The sequence below is a fragment of the Streptococcus sp. 5004 genome (assembly GCF_013276755.1).
In the GTDB taxonomy this organism is placed as follows: Bacteria; Bacillota; Bacilli; order Lactobacillales; family Streptococcaceae; genus Streptococcus.
The window spans coordinates 67521-84683 of record NZ_VMLP01000002.1 but is presented as its reverse complement, the minus strand read 5'-3'; the positions used below and the strand labels follow the sequence as shown (position 1 = coordinate 84683).

Genomic DNA, 17163 nt, shown 5'->3' with positions numbered 1-17163 from the left:
CTCCTTTCTAGATTATACTTTTACAACTTGAACCTTGTCTTTACCTAGTAAAATCAAGTATTTTTCAATATTTTCAATCGAATAGGCTCGAGATAAAGCCTCTCCGTATAGGGCTAACTGACCACGATAACGGTCCATGAGTTGACTTGGTTCATCATAGCGGTCTGTCTTATAGTCGAACAGAACAATTTTGTCTTCGTAAAGTAGATAGCCATCAAGGATTCCACGGACAACGAAGTCTTCCTGACTCTTTTGGTCTCTTTTGAGCATGGAAAAGGGTTGCTCGCGATAAAGATGGTCGGTATTAGCGATAATTTCCTGACCGAGTGCTGTGTCAAAGAATGCAAGAATTTTAGCAAGATTGATATTGTCCCTAACAGCTGGGCTGGTTTGAACTTGTTTGAGAGTTTCTGTCAGGCTAGCAAGCGTTGGTCGCTGGCTGAGGTCAATTCTCTGCATGAGTTCGTGGGTAGCACTACCAATCTCAGCTCCAGTTACCTTTTCTTTGGTTGAAAAATCTGGTAAATCAAAGCTAATTTTCTTGTCTACTGACTGGCCTTGACCTGCAATCTCGACACCTTCCATATCCATAACGGGTTCGTAGAATTTCTTGATTTGACTTGGGGTTTGAACACTAGGAAGTTCAATGGCTGCGCGATGAAGTATATTATAAACTTCCACCTCTTTTAGCATTTCAAGAGCTTCTTTAATGGTTTCTGACTGACGATTGTCTGCTTGATAGCTATTTTGGAGAGGACTCTTGGTTTCCAACTCTCCGATAGCTTCTCTGGTCAACTGATCTTCACCAACAAAACGATAGCTAAAGTTGAGATGATCCTTGGCAAATACTTTACTGATAGCCCAAATCCAATCTTGGAAATTCCTTGCTTGTAGTCTAGTAGAGCTATTTAGTTTTCCATTTTTAGCTGCTGGGTATTCCTTGGCTTCCAGCTTTTCACGAGATCCCTTGCCGACAAGATAGAGCTTTTTCTCAGCCCTCGTCATGGCAACATACAGCAGACGCATCTGCTCTGAATAGCTTGCCAGCTGTAATTCTTCTTCGTTCTGCCTATAGGTCAGACTAGGAATGGAGAGTTTGATGGTTTTAGGATAGTGATCTTCCACTGCTCCCGTCTCCATCTTGGCAATATACTTGACACCTAGTCCATTTTTACGACTGAGAATGACTTCTGACATAGAGTCTTGCTTGTTGAAATCTTGATCCATATTGAGGATAAAGACGTAAGGAAACTCCAGCCCTTTACTCTTGTGAATGGTCATGAGCTCTACTGCATCTTTTGGCGGTGCAACAGCCACGCTTGCCAAATCGTGCTGGGCTTCTAAGACTTGGTCAATCATACGAATAAAACGCGACAAGCCCTTGAAATTGCTCTTTTCAAATTGATCAGCACGCAGTGCTAGGGCATAGAGATTAGCTTGTCTAGCAGGTCCATTTGGCAAAGCTCCAACATAATCGTAGTAAAAACGGTCGTTGTAAATCTTCCAAATCAGGTCATAGAGGGAGTGGGTTTTGGCATACAGGCGCCAAGAATCCAAGATATTCATGAATTGATTTAGTTTTTCAGCTAGAGCTGTGTGAATCAAGTCCTTTTGACTGCTTGCCAGTTTTTGAGCATTGACCAGTTTCTCATAGAGATTCTCTTGAACTTTGTCCTCATCTTTCTGAAGAGATAAACGTGCTAACTCGTCCTCGTCAAAGCTAAACATTGGAGACTTCATAAGGGCAACCAAGGCGTAGTCTTGCAGGGGATTGTGAATGACACGAAGGGTATCTAGCATGACTTGCACTTCTAGGGATTGGAGATAATTGTTTTGCTCTCCGTCAGTTTTGACAGGAATCCCGTACTCAGACAGGGCGAGGAGAATCTGATCATTACGACTGCGACTGGAGGTCAGAAGGGCGATTTCTTTAAAGGCAACAACTTGTTCTCTATGGAGTTTAAGGATTTCCTTGATAACTAATCGCATCTCACCAGTTAGTTTCGTTTCTGTTTGACTCTCTTCTTCCTCACCTGTATCGTCCTTGTCGTAGAGGAGAAATTCTGCCTTATTGTCTGGATTGGGAGTCAGTTTGGTATTGGCAAAAACAAGCTGGTGCATGTTATCATAGTTGATTTCTCCGACTTCTTGATCCATAAGGCGTTCAAAAACATCATTGGTTGCTGATAGCACTTCTGAACTACTACGGAAATTTTCCTTGAGGAGAATGAGCTTGCCCTCTTTTGGATTTTGCGCATAGCGTTGGAACTTTTCATTGAAAATCTGCGGGTCTGCCTGACGGAAACGATAGATGGACTGCTTGATATCTCCCACCATAAAGCGGTTGTGGCCATTAGAAAGTAATTCCAGCATCCGTTCTTGAATATGGTTGGTATCTTGATACTCGTCTACCATGACTTCATGGAAGCGCTCCTGATAAGCCTCACGGACTTGCGGAAAATTCTCCAAAATCTCAATGGTATAATGGCTAATATCAGCGAATTCAAAGGCGTTTTCCTGGCGCTTACGCTGACGATAAGCCTCCACAAAATCCCTCATGAAAGATTGGAAGGTTTTAGCTAGTTCCCAGGTCTCTCCATGATAACGTTCTTGATAGTCGAGAATGGTTATCTGGTCTGCTAGTTGTCCTAGTTTAGCAAACTGGGTCTTTCTCTCTTCGTTGTAGGCATCGGCCAGTGGCTTCAAATCAGCCTTACGGCTGGCATTGGTCAAAGCTCGACCGTTTTTTTCTTTCGAAATGGCGACAACACGCGCAAGTACTGCCTGATAAGCCTGACTATCGGACTCTTGATTTAAGGAGCCAATTTCATCTAAAATCAACTGAACATTCTCTAGATAAGCAGCCTTTGCAAACTCCTTGGCATCATTATCCAGATGATAACGGAAAAAGCTTTCCAAATCCCAAAGGGCTTGCTGGATTTGTGTGGTCAGTTTTTCTTTTTCACTGCTAAAATCAGCTTTTTCAAAGCCTTTGAGAAAAGATTCACTTAACCATTTCTGAGGATTGCTGGTGGATTGGAGGAAGTCATAAATTTTATAGACCTGCTGTCGCAGCCCCCGTTCATCTTTGCCACGTCCAGCAAAGTTTTTCAGCAAATGACTAAAGGTCTCTTTCTGTTTACCTTGGTAATGGGCTTCAAAGACCTCATGAAAGACTTCGTTTTTTAGAAGAAGTTGCTCGCTTTGGTTTTGTAAAATACGGAAATTAGGTGCAATATCAAGTAGATAGCCGTGTTTACCAAGGAATTTTTGTGTGAAAGAGTCCATGGTTCCGATGGCAGCGTTGGGTAGATCAGCCAACTGACGACCCAAGTGTTGTTTGAGCTCGACATCATCCGTTTCTTGGATTTGTTGGCTGATTTTTTTCTCCAAACGTTCCTTAAGCTCTGTGGCAGCCTTGACGGTAAAGGTTGAGATAAAGAGTTGAGAAATTTCGACACCACGCGCTAACTGATCCAGAATACGCTCGGCCATAACAAAGGTTTTACCAGAACCAGCCGACGCTGAAACCAGGATATTTTGACCAGAAGTGTAGATGGCTTCAATTTGCTCGGCAGTTTTCTTTTGTTCCTTGCTCGAATTTGCTTCAGTTTCTTGCAGTTTTTGAATCTCCTCCTCAGTTAAAAAGGGAATAGACTTCATCGATTCAACTCCTCTCTTATTTTTTCAAACCAAGCTTGCTTGAGTTTCTCTCCGACCAGACGTTTGCCGTCAGCCAAGTTCAACTTTTCTAGGAAACGGGCTTGGCCCAAGTGGTAATTGGCTTCAAATCCTGTGATGGCTTGATGTTGCTGAACATACGGTGCAATACTTCTGCCATTTTCAGTATAAGGGTTAATGGCGAACTGACCTGCTAAAATCTTCTCAGCTGCTTTCTTGTAAAGACAGGCATTGTAGTCCAGTAGGAGCTGAAATTCCTCATCCGTCAGCTGATTAGTCTTATTTTTGTTGTAAAATTCGCCTAAATAACTGCTTTCTTTTTCTAAAAAGAGACCTTGGTATTTCATAGACTTGCTGGCTTCTACTACTGCTCCAGCCAAACTTTTAACGGCCATCAGAGATTGGACAGGTTCAGTCATTTCCAAATACATGGCACCGAAAAAGTTCTGCTCCCCCTCTCTTTTTAGGGCAGCTAGGTAGGTTGGCAGTTGGGAATTAAGACCATTAAAGAAATGAGGAAACTGAAACTGAGTTAGACTAGACTTGTAGTCTACTACTCCGATCGCCCCATCAGCTTTCAAACGATCAATCCGGTCCACCTTACCTCGTACAAAGACACTGCGACCATTGTCCAATTGAATAAAGGCTTGCTCTTTTCCGCCAAAATTTGCTTCCTCTTTGATGGTTTCGATGGCTGGATTGTGTCGGAGAATATGGCCAGTCGTCCGTGCAACATCAAGCAGAACTTCCTTGGTAAACTGGGCTTCCAAACTTTCTTGATAAATAGCTTCAAATTCGCGTTCTTGACTGGTTTCTTGAATAGCTTGTTCTAAACGTTGGTCAAAAGAATCTTCGTCAGGCAACTGCAAGGCTCGTTCAAAAATACGGTGTAAGAAATTCCCGTGACTACGGGCATCTGGACGCAGGCGCAATTCTTCCTGCAAGCCTAAAACATAACGTAGGAAATAACTGTATTGGTTCCGATAAAACTCCGTCAAACCAGAGGTAGACAGGTAAAACTCCTGATCAGTAGGATAGAGAGCTTGTAAGGTGTCCTTAGCCAACTGCTTACTGCTTGGACTGGTTGAGAGGGCTGGATTTTCCAGACCTTGCAGTTCTAGTTTTTTACCCATCACACGCGCCAGAACCTTGACAAAGGTCAAATCTTGCTCCCTATCACTCGTCTCGCCCTGCTGGTGATAGGCAACCAGACTGGACAAAAGACTGTGATATGAGCCCATATCCTCCTTAGACAGCCCTTTGTGATTCATCCTCTTCTCTTTTCGACTAAATCCAAAATGGACCAACTCTTGAAGATAGATTGATTCCTTGCTTTCACTTTCGTTAAAAAGGCTTGGAGCCGACAAAACCAACTGCTTACGAGCAGAATTGACCAAGGAAAGCATAGTGTAGCGATTTTTCTTGAGATTTTCACTGCTGGCAATCAGTAATTGAGCCCCCTCTTCAGTCGCTTGGTTTAGACTTTGTCTTTCTTCATCAGTCAAAAGACTAGTGTTTTGCGCAATTTTTGGTAAATGATCCTGAGTCAGCCCAATGGCGTAGACAAAGTCAGCTGTCAGAGGAGCAATCAAATCATAGCTCTGCAACAGAACGGTGTCCACTGTCGCTGGAATGGTACGGTATTGAGATAGGCTCATTCCAGAATGGAGCAAGGCTAGAAAGTCCTCTAGACTAACCTGTGAACTAGCAAAAACAGTCGCAAATTGTTCTAAAACATGACAGAAAGCCTTCCAAACTTCAGCTTGTCTTTCCTTTTCTACAGCTTCCATAGTGGCTGTCAAATCTTGTAACTGCTTGGTCACAGCTCCTTCTTTTAGAAAATAGTTCCACTTTTGCAAGAGATTTTCAGCCTTCTGTTTTCGACTGGCAAAGAGAGTTTCAAGAGGTGTTAAAATACGCAGACGAAAAGTATTTAAACGTTCCAGATTAAATTTTCCATGGTGGGATCTGGTAAAGGCTTGCTGAAAGGATGGTAAGCCATTGATACCAAGATAGCGGATATATTGCTCAAAAGCATCAATATCAGCCTGATTAAGATCGGTATACAGACCTGTTCTAAGAAGGTTTATCAAATCCTCCTGACGGAAACGATAGCGTTTTAAAGCCAAAATAGACTCTACAAACTGTGTCAAGGGATGATGAGCCATGGATTCGCTTCTACCTAGATAGAAAGGAATCTGATACTGGTCAAAAATCGTTTTTAGAGATAACTGATAAGAAGCTACATCCCCCAAGAGAATACGAAAATGCTTGTAGCTCAGGTCTGAGTTCTCATGCAATTTCTGACGAATGCTACGGGCTACTAGCTCCAACTCTTCCTTTTGCGTCAAGCAAGACCAGATTTGTAAGTTTTCACGGTCCTTATCATCAATTTCCAAGGAAAGTTCTGAAAAGTCATAGGACGATTCCAATAAACGAGAGACCTTGTCAAAACTATCCATCTTCTCATGAGTCTGAGAACGGTCTTGAGCAGGCGTTTGGTATTTAGAAGCTAGATGATGGAGAAACTCCACACTGGCTTGGTAGAGATTGCCCTCACTAAAAGGACTGGTATAAGCTTTCCTACTAGCATAAGCCCCAATGACAATCTCAACACCCTTGCCGTGAAGTAAGTCCACAATTCGCTCTTCTTCGGCAGAAAAACGGGTAAATCCATCAATAACCAAGGCGATTTGAGTAAAATCACTACTAACTTTGTCATTCTCAATAGCCTCAATCAAATGGGATAACTGACTTCCCTGAGCTAACTGCCCTTGGTTAAGATAGGCCGTTACTTTCTCAAAAATCAAGAGTAAATCAGCCCTCTTGTCCTCATCCGTCAAACTCTCCAAGTCCAAAAAACTCATCTGAGCTTTGGTCATCTCGTGGTAAAGATCAATCAACTGCTGGATAAATTGAGGATCCTGCTTGATAGCACCATAAACACGTAAATCCTTGGGATCAAGTTCGACCAGGCATTTGTAAAAGGCCATCCCAAGACCGATGTCATCTAGACTAGTCTTGGCAGGCAAGTCATTCAAGACCAGGTAACGAGCCATCTGCGCAAAGCGCGTGACGGTAATCGCAAAAGAAGCCTGCTGGGACAAGCATTCCAGCACGGCACGTTCCTTTTCAAAAGAAAGAGAGTTGGGGGCGATGTAGAAGACCCGCTTGCCAGCAGCAACTAGCTCCTCCGCCTCTCTGGTTAGAATTTCTGTCAAAGAAGTCCGAATATCAGTATAAAGTAATTTCATCTCAGCCTCGTTGGAATTTTTCATTACCTTTTATTATACCATGATTAGCCTCGTAAATCTGTTAAAATATTTAGGACATCCTTTCTTTTCTTCATCATCTACTAAATCTTAAATACTTAGCTTTACTTGTATTAGATAGAATAAATCTGGCTACTGAAAATCACATAATAAAAAAGGCTCTATAATATTTGTAGTGGGTAAATCCCCTATAGATATTATGGAGCCTATTTTGTTGTAGAAAAAAAGTCCCATAAGATCTATAATGAAAAGCGACAAAACCATCATTAGAAAGAATCCTATGGAACAATTATATTTTATCACAAAACTTCTTGATATCAAAGACCCAAATATCCAAATTATAGATATCGTTAATAGGGATACTCACAAAGAAATCTTCGCTAAACTGGACTATGACGCCCCGTCTTGCCCTGAGTACAGAAGTCAAATGAAGAAATATGACTTTCAAAAACCATCTAAGCTCCCTTACCTCGAAACAACTGGTATACCTACTAGAATTCTCCTTAGAAAACACCGTTTTAACTGCTATCAGTGCTCAAAAATGATGGTTGCTGAGACTCCTCTAGTAAAGAAAAATCATCAAATCCCTCGTATCATCAACCAAAAAATTGCTCAGAAGCTGATTGAAAAAACTTCTATGACCGATATTGCTCATCAGCTTGGCATTTCAACTTCAACTGTCATTCGAAAGCTCAATGACTTTCACTTTAAGCATGATTTTTCTCGGCTTCCAAAGACTATGTCTTGGGATGAGTACTCCTTTACCAAGGGATAGATGAGTTTCATTGCGCAAGATTTTGACAATATCAATATCATCACTGTTCTTGAGGGACGAACACAAGCTATTATTCGAAGTCGCTTTCTTCGCTACGATAGAGCCGTTCCTTGTCAGGTGAAAATCATTACTATGGATATGTTTAGCCCTTACTATGACTTAGCTAAACAGCTTCGCTTTCGAATTTCTAGGCTCAGGCTGAAACAGTCTCCCAGACTGTTTCACTCCCATGTGCTAAAATCGTTCTAGATTGCTTCCACATTGTACAACATCTCAGCCGTGCTATGAGTCGTTTGCGTGTCCAAATCATGAATCAGTTTGAACGAAAATCTCATGAATACAAGCCTATCAAACGCTACTGGAAACTCATCCAACAGGATAGTCGTAAACTCAGCGATAAACGTTTTTATCGCCCTACTTTTCGCATGCACTTGACGAATAAAGAGATTTTAGACAAGCTTTTGAGCTATTCACAAGACTTGAAACATCACTATCAGCTCTATCAGCTCTTGCTTTTTCACTTCCAGAATAAGGAACCAGAGAAATTTTTCGGGCTTATTGAAGACAATCTTAAGCAGGTTCATCCTATTTTTCAGACTGTCTTTAAAACCTTCCTCAAAGATAAAGAAAAGATTGTCAACGCCCTTCAACTACACTATTCTAATGCCAAACTGGAAGCAACCAATAATCTCATCAAACTTATCAAGCGCAATGCCTTTGGTTTTCGGAACTTTGAAAACTTCAAAAAACGGATTTTCATCGCTCTGAATATCAAAAAAGAAAGGACGAAATTTGTCCTTTCTCGAGCTTAGCTTTTCATCAACCCACTACAGTTGACAAAGAGCCATAAAAAAAGCCTCGGTAACAAGGCTTTGAGTTTTATGATTGTTTCTTAGGTACGGAATACACTTCAATGTGTTGTCCTAGTACCTTGATGTCGACTGGTAGATTATCTGATTTATCGCCATCAACATCCGACTCTAATTCGATATCAGAAGAAATTTTAATAGTACGTGCCTTTATATATTCAATATTTTCATTCTCTACAAGATCTCCTTTTAACAAATCCGGAATCAAAGATAATTTAGAGAATATAGAAGCATCTTTCAAAATTAGAATATTTGCATATCCATCCTTGTTTTCTTCAAAGATTTTTTTATCTGCAAAATAATTTGTTAGAAGTACTAAAACATGACTTGCTTCCCCAAGGTAATTTCCATTTTCGGTTTCAACTTTAATGTTAAAGACTTGATCTGTCATGACAGACTTCATGGTATTAACTGCATAAGCCAAGATACCAAATTTCGTTTTATCTTCAATTTCAACATTATGAATGGCTTCAGGGAGAGACCCGATACTAAAGATATATCCAAAATAGTGACCATTTGCTTTTCCGATATCAATCTTATCAGTTAAATTGAAATCCAGATCTTCAATAGCTCCGTCAATATCTTGATTGATTTCTAAAAGTTTTGTAATCAGGTTACCAGTACCACCTGGTATAATTCCCAGTTTAGGAATATAGTCCCTTTCAGCAATCCCTGAAATAACTTCATTGACTGTACCATCTCCACCAAAAACTAGAATTGATTCATATCTTTCTCTAGCAGCTTCTTCTGCGAAATTTGTAGCATCTTTAGCTTTTTGAGTAATTTTAGTTTCCACATCATCAAAATACTCTCTTGCTTTATTCTCCAGCTTCTCTTTGTAATCTAAAGCTTTTTCTCCTCCAGAAGTTGGATTGATAATTAGCATTATTTTTTTCACTCTGTATTTTCTCCTTAAAATTGAAATAGAAAGGTTATTCTCGATGAAAATCAAAGCGTAAACTAGGGAACTAGCCGTAGGCTACTCACGATACTGTTTTGAGTCTGTATATTAGCCTGATGTAGTTTAAAAAGATTTTCTAATAGTATTAACCTGATGACACATGATATTTGCGTATATTGCTATTATACAATGAAATATTAAAAAATAGAAATAAATTGCTTTTAATATCGGTTTTTATCTCATATTAAAAAATGATCTATTTTTTACTAGTAGGTTATTCTTAATCATACAAACTAGTCTCTCTCCTCCACACGATGGAATATAGTTTGTAGATATAATTGCTATTTTCTAGTTCCGGATAAAGATAAAACTCACTTGAAAGAAGATTTTCCCCATATATAAGTCAGTCTTTGTCTGACTAGCTACTAGCAGATAGATGAGTTAATGTTCATTATCTATTTATTAAGATGAAAATACTTCAAAAGTCAGTTCAGCTAAGGATGGAAAAAACTCAATTTTAGGAAAAGCTGAAGTATCTAGTATTACAATAAAAGGCATCTTATCAAGTGTTTTTGATACCTGATAAGATGCACTTTTCTGATTTTAAAGATTTTGCCAGTTTTATTATCATTTAAGATAAGACGCTTCCATCATGTTTTGCATCATCATCAACAAACTGTTCTTTTACTAAATCCTTGATATCACTTTTGATACTTTTAGTATCTATAATAGAATCTTCACCAAGTTGGTGAAATGTCGCTTTATCTCTAATAGTATATTCTTGATCATCGTCATATTTTTTGGTTATCAATCGAATCATCTTTCGTCTTAAAGATTTTTCCCCTTTGATGTTTCCTCTTTCTTTTATCCATGCCACTGCTAAAATGACCAGCATTAGACAACCGACATAACCTAAAAGAGGATACATAATGGAGACTAATTCTTTAAACCCCATAAAAGATAAACCATATCCTATAGCGACCGTAGCGATTAGAATAGGGTAAAAGCGCTTAGGTTTGTTTGAAGAGAAACGTTTTGCCAAGGCATAAAATAAACTGAAAGCTGTATTAAAAATAAGTCCAAAAATAATTAGAGCATACAGCAAAGAAAATAGAGGATGAATTTGCTCCGCAATTGTTAACATAGGAATATCAACAGTTGAAACAAGTTTTATATTGGCGTATAAAATACCAGTTGCTACGGTAATAATCAAACTAACTACAAGTCCACCTAAGAGACCACTTTTTTCCGCAACACCAATTCTCATGACAGAACCTCCTAAGACAAATGCCATGGATACACCAGTCATAACAGTTAGTGCGAAATAATTTAGTAAAGAAACCCAGACATTGGGCATCGGAGAAGAAAGTGTAGCTGTGATTGCTTCTAATTCTTCAAAATCAAAACTTTTCCCTACGAACGTATGGACTGCCATAATGATAATCATGACAAAAACCAAAGGAGTAAATATCCCAAGAACGCTGGTAATCTTTTCAAAATTAAGAAAACTGACAATAATGACCAAGATAGCACAAATCAATCCTCCCAACCAAAATGGCAAACCAAATTGTTGGTTAAGGTTTGAACCAGCCCCAGCAATCATAACAAAACCAATTACAAAGCAGGAAACAATTAAAGCAAAATCAAGAATCTTATTAGTAATAGGCCCGGCAATTTGGGAAAGAACTTCAAAATGATCATTTGAACGGAAATAGCTTCCTAAGGTAATGATAATTTTACCAAAAATAATACTTATGATTCCAAGAACAATCGTTCCAATGATACCCCATTTACCAAAACTAACAAAGTATTGCATTAAATCTTGGCCTGAAGATAGTCCAGCACCAATAACAACACCGACATAAGCTAATGCTATATTTAAAATACGTTTTAACACTATTTTCTCCTAACCGTTATCACTACAATAAATGACTGTCTATTTAGTATACTATTTTCTTATATTATTGTCAAAAATATAGGTATTAGAACCCTGTACATAGAAATATTTCTGCACGATATAGCAAGATAACACAAGGACTAGTCAGCTACTAATTAAAATTCTATGGTAATCAGTTGTTTGCTGCTCTTACGCCAGACAAATATCACAAAATAGTAAACTTATAAAGGATAAAATTCTTGAGAAAAAGACCATCCTACTCTTCAAGGTAAAGAATAGAATGGTTTAATAAATATTTGTTTTGGAGCGATATCTAAAAATTGAAACCAGACAATCTATCAAGAAGAACAGTTCTATTAGATAAGCAAAGATACTTCCACTTATGTTTTGTTGAATCAGTACTAACATAACAAATAAAATCAAGATAAATCCTGTAATGACAGTCTGTTTGGCATTTTCTATTTATAGTCGACAGATTTACCAGCCAATGATAATATTAGCTATTCCTAGCATGATCGCCCATGTTCCAATGTAGTAAGGAATATCTCTAGCTAGGCCTTCAAAACTAACATAGACCAACCAGATGGACAGAAGAATAGGGAAAAGTGACTGTGCAAGAGTTCAAACACTTCTTGTCTTACTCAAATATGATAGAAAATCTTTTCCACCTATAAGGATAAAATAGACAGATAAGAGCTCTGAAAAGAAAAGTAATCCTAGATTTTTACGGAAAAAGAAAAGAGACAAATCAAGAGTGAGACAAAAGTTCTTAATAAATGAAACCTATTCCATTTTTACAACATACCAACCTCCTAAAAAACTAAAGAATACAAGGTGATATAAAATAGGGAGCCACCAGCAACCGAAAGTAACATATTCTTTTTTCACTTATGCAAGAAGATAACAACTAAAATAGCTAGCAACTTTGGAAGAAGATCACTAGTATTCGTGAAACTCGTATCTTTGAGACTAAAGACGACCATTAATCCAAAAATAGCTGGAGTGAGAACTTTCCCAAGGTAGAGAATATAAGCTGGCGTTTTCTCTTTGGATGAAAAAAAAATAAACGGGACAAGGCGTGTGATAACAGTTCCCAGTATGACCATAGCAATTGCTATAATTTGTTGATCAAACGTCATTTTATACATTTACCTCCAATTCCTTTCGAAGTACTGTAACTATCAGGATATCTATATTACGGAGTACGAGCGCTTGTCAGATGAAATCAGCATATACGGACTGACCTTACCATGTATATGGATTTTGTAAAACGTGTTGCAGATAGCAAATCACAGTCCAATCTTAGTCAGCCTGTGAAAGAGGCCCTTGACCATATTCAAAGTCATACTAATATAATATCCCATTGTCTGTTCAAATGATCGCAAATCACATTGGTTTTAGTTACTCCTTCTTTGGTAAGCAATTCAAATCTGAAACCAAAAAGACCATTAACGAAGTTATCATAGAAGCCAAAATTGAAGAGGCTAAAGAGTTGTTAGTCCACACATATAAATCCATTAGCCACATCAGTAGCTATCTAGCTTTCTCAAGCCAATCTTATTTTCAAAATCAATTCAAAAAAATAAGTGGCTACACACCACTCCGATATCGAAAAGAAAATGCTGGAAAGTTCCGACATTGTTTTAGTAAGCTAACTTCCTGAAAATAGGAGTAACCACACATTCCAGAAAGCAGTGATATTGATGAAAATATGAACTAGTATTGGATAGTAGAGATTTTTAGTCATGCGATACAATAGAGCCAAAATAAGCCCTCCGCTAACATAAATGAAAAAAGCAAGAGGAGTTAAAGCAAAATTGATATGAATATAACCGAAAATAATAGCAGAAAGCAAGACATCTCCGTACCAAGGCGAGTTTTTGAAAAAGGTTGTCATTAGCACACCGCGATAAATCAATTCCTCAGTAATAGGACCGATGAAGCAAGCTATGAGCAAGAAATAGGGTAATTCCTGTCTCCCTATCATTTCTATCGTTTCATTCAAAGAAATTTGATTTGAAGACGAGGGTATGAAATAAGACAAGAAGAAGTCCGACATATACAAAATGATGTAGCCCAGTAAAAGGTAGATAAAGTACCTCAGCTGCCACTTGAAATGAAAAGTTTTCTTTCCTGCAAAAACTAGTAGATAGATGACCGCTAATAAAAGAACTACACTTTCCAGCAAAAGTAGAATCTGAAAAAACTCACGACTTGCTGGTAGATAGGACTTTGCGAGATGATTGAAAAGCGTCCAAAACCAAGTTGATTTGTAAAAAATTAAGGACAATGCTAGTAAAATCTGAATAATCCGTTTTTTCATCTTAAATCCTCTGTTTTTCTTGACTAGCTTATTGAATATAATAATTTACTTAACTGTATAACAAGTTTAGTATAGCATATATTGGCGAAATATCTTTTTCAAGTCATGAATTGTTATCAAAACATCCTAAACTGTAAAATCAATTACCCTCTCCCCTTTTACCATCATCTTCTCTAACAAAGGAAGACCTATGATTAAGTTACTAACCTTGGATGTAGATTGATTTCTCCTAAATGAAGCCAGAGCCCAAAAAAATCAGGTGATTTATTTAGCCTGAACCTTACGGAGCAAGATAAATAAAAGCCAGTATTGCTACTGACTCTTACATCATTTTAATTTAACAGGATAAATTTATGCTTCTGATTTCGTCATAACTGACTCACTACCTTTTTAACAAAGCAAGTAATTTTTCTGCTTTTGCCATGATACCATTATTATCCATGGTTTGGAGACTCAGATTATTTCGTAAACCAGCTAGGCTCTCTGTCACATTGTTTTTCAAGCTAGCATCCGTTACTGCATCAAGTAGATCTTCTACTTCTTTAAGCTTGGCTTCTACTTTTTCAGTCTCTACTTGAGGGACTTCAGATTCGTCTGTTGTATCATTAGCTACTCCCTCTGTCTCGTCTTCATCAGTGCTTGGTTTATAAAGATTATCTACTGAAGGGTTTAAACCTGCGTGATTCTCTTTTTCATCAGATTCAGGGCGAGTTGGCTCACTTACTTCATCATGTTCCTTATCTTCATCAGGTTTACTGTCTTCTGCTTTATTTTTACGAACATGGTCACTTGCGTTTCCCCAACCATTATCTGAGTGAGGACGTTCATTTGGATGTTCAACATAATATTTTACAGTCGCAAATAAATCTTCTAAGGTATAACCCTCAGGTGCCTTATAGAGTCCTTCGTCAAACCATGCAAACTTAAGATTATGATAGTGATCAAAGTGAGGAATTATAAAGTAACCATTCTGTACAGCTACAGTATACTGTAAATGATTTGGTATTTTTTCTAATGGTACCTTGTTCTCAGCTGTTACGCGGTTATAGATAGCTTCTGTCCCTGTTGCCTCTGGTTTTGCTTCAGTAGAATTTGGAGCTTGTAAGCCTTTTTCTTTAGCATAAGCCTGAGCTGCTGCCCTTTCAGCTTCAGATAAGCTGTCTTTTTTAATCCAGTGGCTATGGTTCAAGTGTGGAGTGACGTAGGCATTTCCTGCATCACTTTCAATATCATGTTCGTCAAAAATGTAGCCATCTGAGGTTGTATATTTACCTGCTAATTTCGCTAATTTAATTTCATCGTTTGTATAGGCAATTTGAGCATTTGGTTTGCCAAGGCGTTCTGGGTGGGTAATCGGTGCTAGAAATGCCAATAAATCATCTACCAATTTTACTTTATTATTAGAAGATTCATTATTCAAGCGTTCTGCTAATTTGTCTAAGGCTTGGAAATCAACAGCACGCCCCTTATTTTCAGACAAGGCTTTATGAGCCTGGGTTAACAGATTATAAGCTTTATCATAAAATTCTTTGTCACGAGAAGAGACGTTTTCTTTCTTCGCAACTAGAGCATGTGTCTCTTGAGTTTTCTTAGACAAGAGATTTTCAATAGCATCAATCTTATCCTTAGCCAAGTCTTTAGCAAAAACATAGTGACTGACACCAGCAATTTCCACAACATATCCTTTTCCAACTTTTCTAACAACCTGTTCTACTGCAAAATTAGTTTGTTTTTTCTCAGTTGACGGTTGAGCTTGCGGTTTTGGTGCTGGTTTCAAATAATGCATTCCTGGCACGACTGCACCATTTTGCCCTTTTAACAGAATCATTCTTGCAATCTTCTGCTCTAAATCAGACATTTGTGAATAAGGGATAAAGTGATAATGATTTCCGTGAGGCACAGCAACACCATTTGCTGTACGATCTGTTATTTGTGCTGGGTCGAATACCAAGCCATCCGATTCCACATGTCGTTCTGACAAAGGTTTGGCATACAATTCACGTAAAAGGCTTGAAATATCTTCCCCTTGATTCTGATGATAAGTTGGAGTGACAGTTAGATTGTGGTTCTCTGACAAGCTTGGTTGAGCTGGATTTGCATTATGACTAAAACTTGAAGAAGGACGAGACCCCTGCTTCCCATTCCAATAGGCTTGGGCAGCAGCCAATTCTCCTGCAGACAAAGCGCCTTTTGGTATATAGTGGAAATGGTTGCCATGCGGTACAATAAAAGCGTCTCCTGTATCTTCAATCACATCTGACGGACTAAAGACATACCCATCATCCGTTGTATAGGCGCCTCCAGTTGCTCTATTCGGTGCCGGCGTATTGAGATTAAAGTTTGGTTTAATGGTTGAACTTAGTTTATCTGTACTGCTTGGTTTCGTATTATCAGAATGCTTTTGAACTGGCTGACCTCCAATTGGTAGATTTCGAGCCAATTTTTCTTCCAAAGCAGACATTTGTGAATAAGGAATGAAATGGAAATGATCCCCATGAGGAACTGCCACACCATTTGCAGTACGTTTTGTAATCTGTGCTGGGTCAAATACTAATCCATCAGACTCCACATGACGTTGGCTAAGTGGCAAAGCGTACAATTCTTGAAGGAGACTAGCTAAGTCCTCACTTTGACTTTCAGAATCTGTTGCAGGATTTTGAGGTGTCTCAGATTGACTCGTTCTCACACTAGATCTTGTTTCTCCCCTACTTGAACGGTATTCAACCGTACTTAATTGACCGCCTTTTCCAGATAAGAAGGCTTGGGCGGCAGCTAATTCACTGGCAGACAAATCACTCTTAGGAATATAGTGGAAGTGATTGCCATGAGGAACGATATAGGCATCACCCGTATCTTCTATAATATCAGAGGCATTAAAGATATAACCATCATCCGTTGTATAGCGTCCTTGGGCTCTGGCTGCAGCAACAGCATTATCTGTGCTTGAATTATGATTATGACTGTGTTCTTGCTTCTGACGTTTAATCTCTTCTTTTGTCCGAATATTGTCCGCATGGGCCGCATCTTTAAGGTAAACATAGTATTTCCCGTTTACCTTAATCACATAACCACCCTTGATTTCATTGACAATGTCTGAATCCTTCAACTGATAATTCGGATCTTTCATGAGAAGTTCTTCACTGATGATGGCATCATAAGGAACCTTACCATTATAGTAATGATAATGGTCTCCATGAGAGGTCACATAACCTTGATCCGTAATCTTGATAACAATTTGTTCGGCGTTGATTCCCTCTCTCTTACTGACTTCATCTGGTGTCAAATTTTCTGCCTTTTGACCAGCCTGATCACCGTCTATATAAGCAACTCGATTAGACTCTTTCTTAGCCTGACCAGCTTGGTAACGACCAAGTTCATAGGAACAAACACTTAGGGCAAGAACTGCCACTGAACCTGCTACATATTTTTTATTGATTTTCATTCT

7 protein-coding genes and 1 pseudogene are annotated in these 17163 nt (G+C 38.6%); 1 reads left to right on the top strand and 7 read right to left on the bottom strand.

Features of this window, described 5'->3' with window-relative positions; genetic code table 11:
- Positions 1–12: 12 nt before the first annotated feature.
- Both addA and rexB read right to left on the bottom strand, forming a co-directional pair.
- Positions 13–3663 carry a helicase-exonuclease AddAB subunit AddA gene (addA, locus tag HT685_RS00580; RefSeq protein WP_173225918.1) on the bottom strand — a complete coding sequence of 1217 codons (3651 nt, stop codon included), beginning with the start codon at positions 3661–3663 and terminating at the stop codon, positions 13–15.
- Positions 3660–6935, bottom strand: coding sequence for an ATP-dependent nuclease subunit B (gene rexB / locus HT685_RS00575; protein ID WP_173225916.1), 3276 nt, complete (start codon positions 6933–6935; stop codon positions 3660–3662). The genes addA and rexB overlap by 4 nt, the downstream gene beginning before the upstream one ends.
- Positions 6936–7233: 298 nt before the next feature.
- Between rexB and HT685_RS00570 the strand changes: the two are divergent.
- Positions 7234–8540: pseudogene (locus HT685_RS00570) on the top strand (transposase).
- A 67-nt stretch (positions 8541–8607) separates the two neighbouring features.
- On the opposite strand, the gene HT685_RS00565 reads toward HT685_RS00570, so the two are convergent.
- The 5 genes from HT685_RS00565 to HT685_RS00540 all read right to left on the bottom strand — a co-directional run bounded on the left by HT685_RS00565 (position 8608) and on the right by HT685_RS00540 (position 17160).
- On the bottom strand, positions 8608–9495 hold the full coding sequence (locus HT685_RS00565) for a diacylglycerol kinase family protein (RefSeq protein WP_057487685.1): 888 nt from the start codon (positions 9493–9495) through the stop codon (positions 8608–8610).
- A gap of 634 nt (positions 9496–10129) precedes the next feature.
- On the bottom strand, positions 10130–11395 hold the full coding sequence (locus HT685_RS00560; protein WP_173225915.1) for a hypothetical protein: 1266 nt from the start codon (positions 11393–11395) through the stop codon (positions 10130–10132).
- 884 nt (positions 11396–12279) lie between these two features.
- A complete protein-coding gene (locus tag HT685_RS00555; RefSeq protein WP_240148110.1) occupies positions 12280–12534 on the bottom strand; it encodes an AzlD domain-containing protein in 255 nt (84 codons plus the stop codon).
- A 512-nt stretch (positions 12535–13046) separates the two neighbouring features.
- Positions 13047–13718 carry a CPBP family intramembrane glutamic endopeptidase gene (locus tag HT685_RS00545; protein ID WP_023944277.1) on the bottom strand — a complete coding sequence of 224 codons (672 nt, stop codon included), beginning with the start codon at positions 13716–13718 and terminating at the stop codon, positions 13047–13049.
- Between the two features lie 382 nt (positions 13719–14100).
- Positions 14101–17160, bottom strand: coding sequence for a pneumococcal-type histidine triad protein (locus HT685_RS00540; protein WP_173225911.1), 3060 nt, complete (start codon positions 17158–17160; stop codon positions 14101–14103).
- Positions 17161–17163 lie beyond the last annotated feature (3 nt).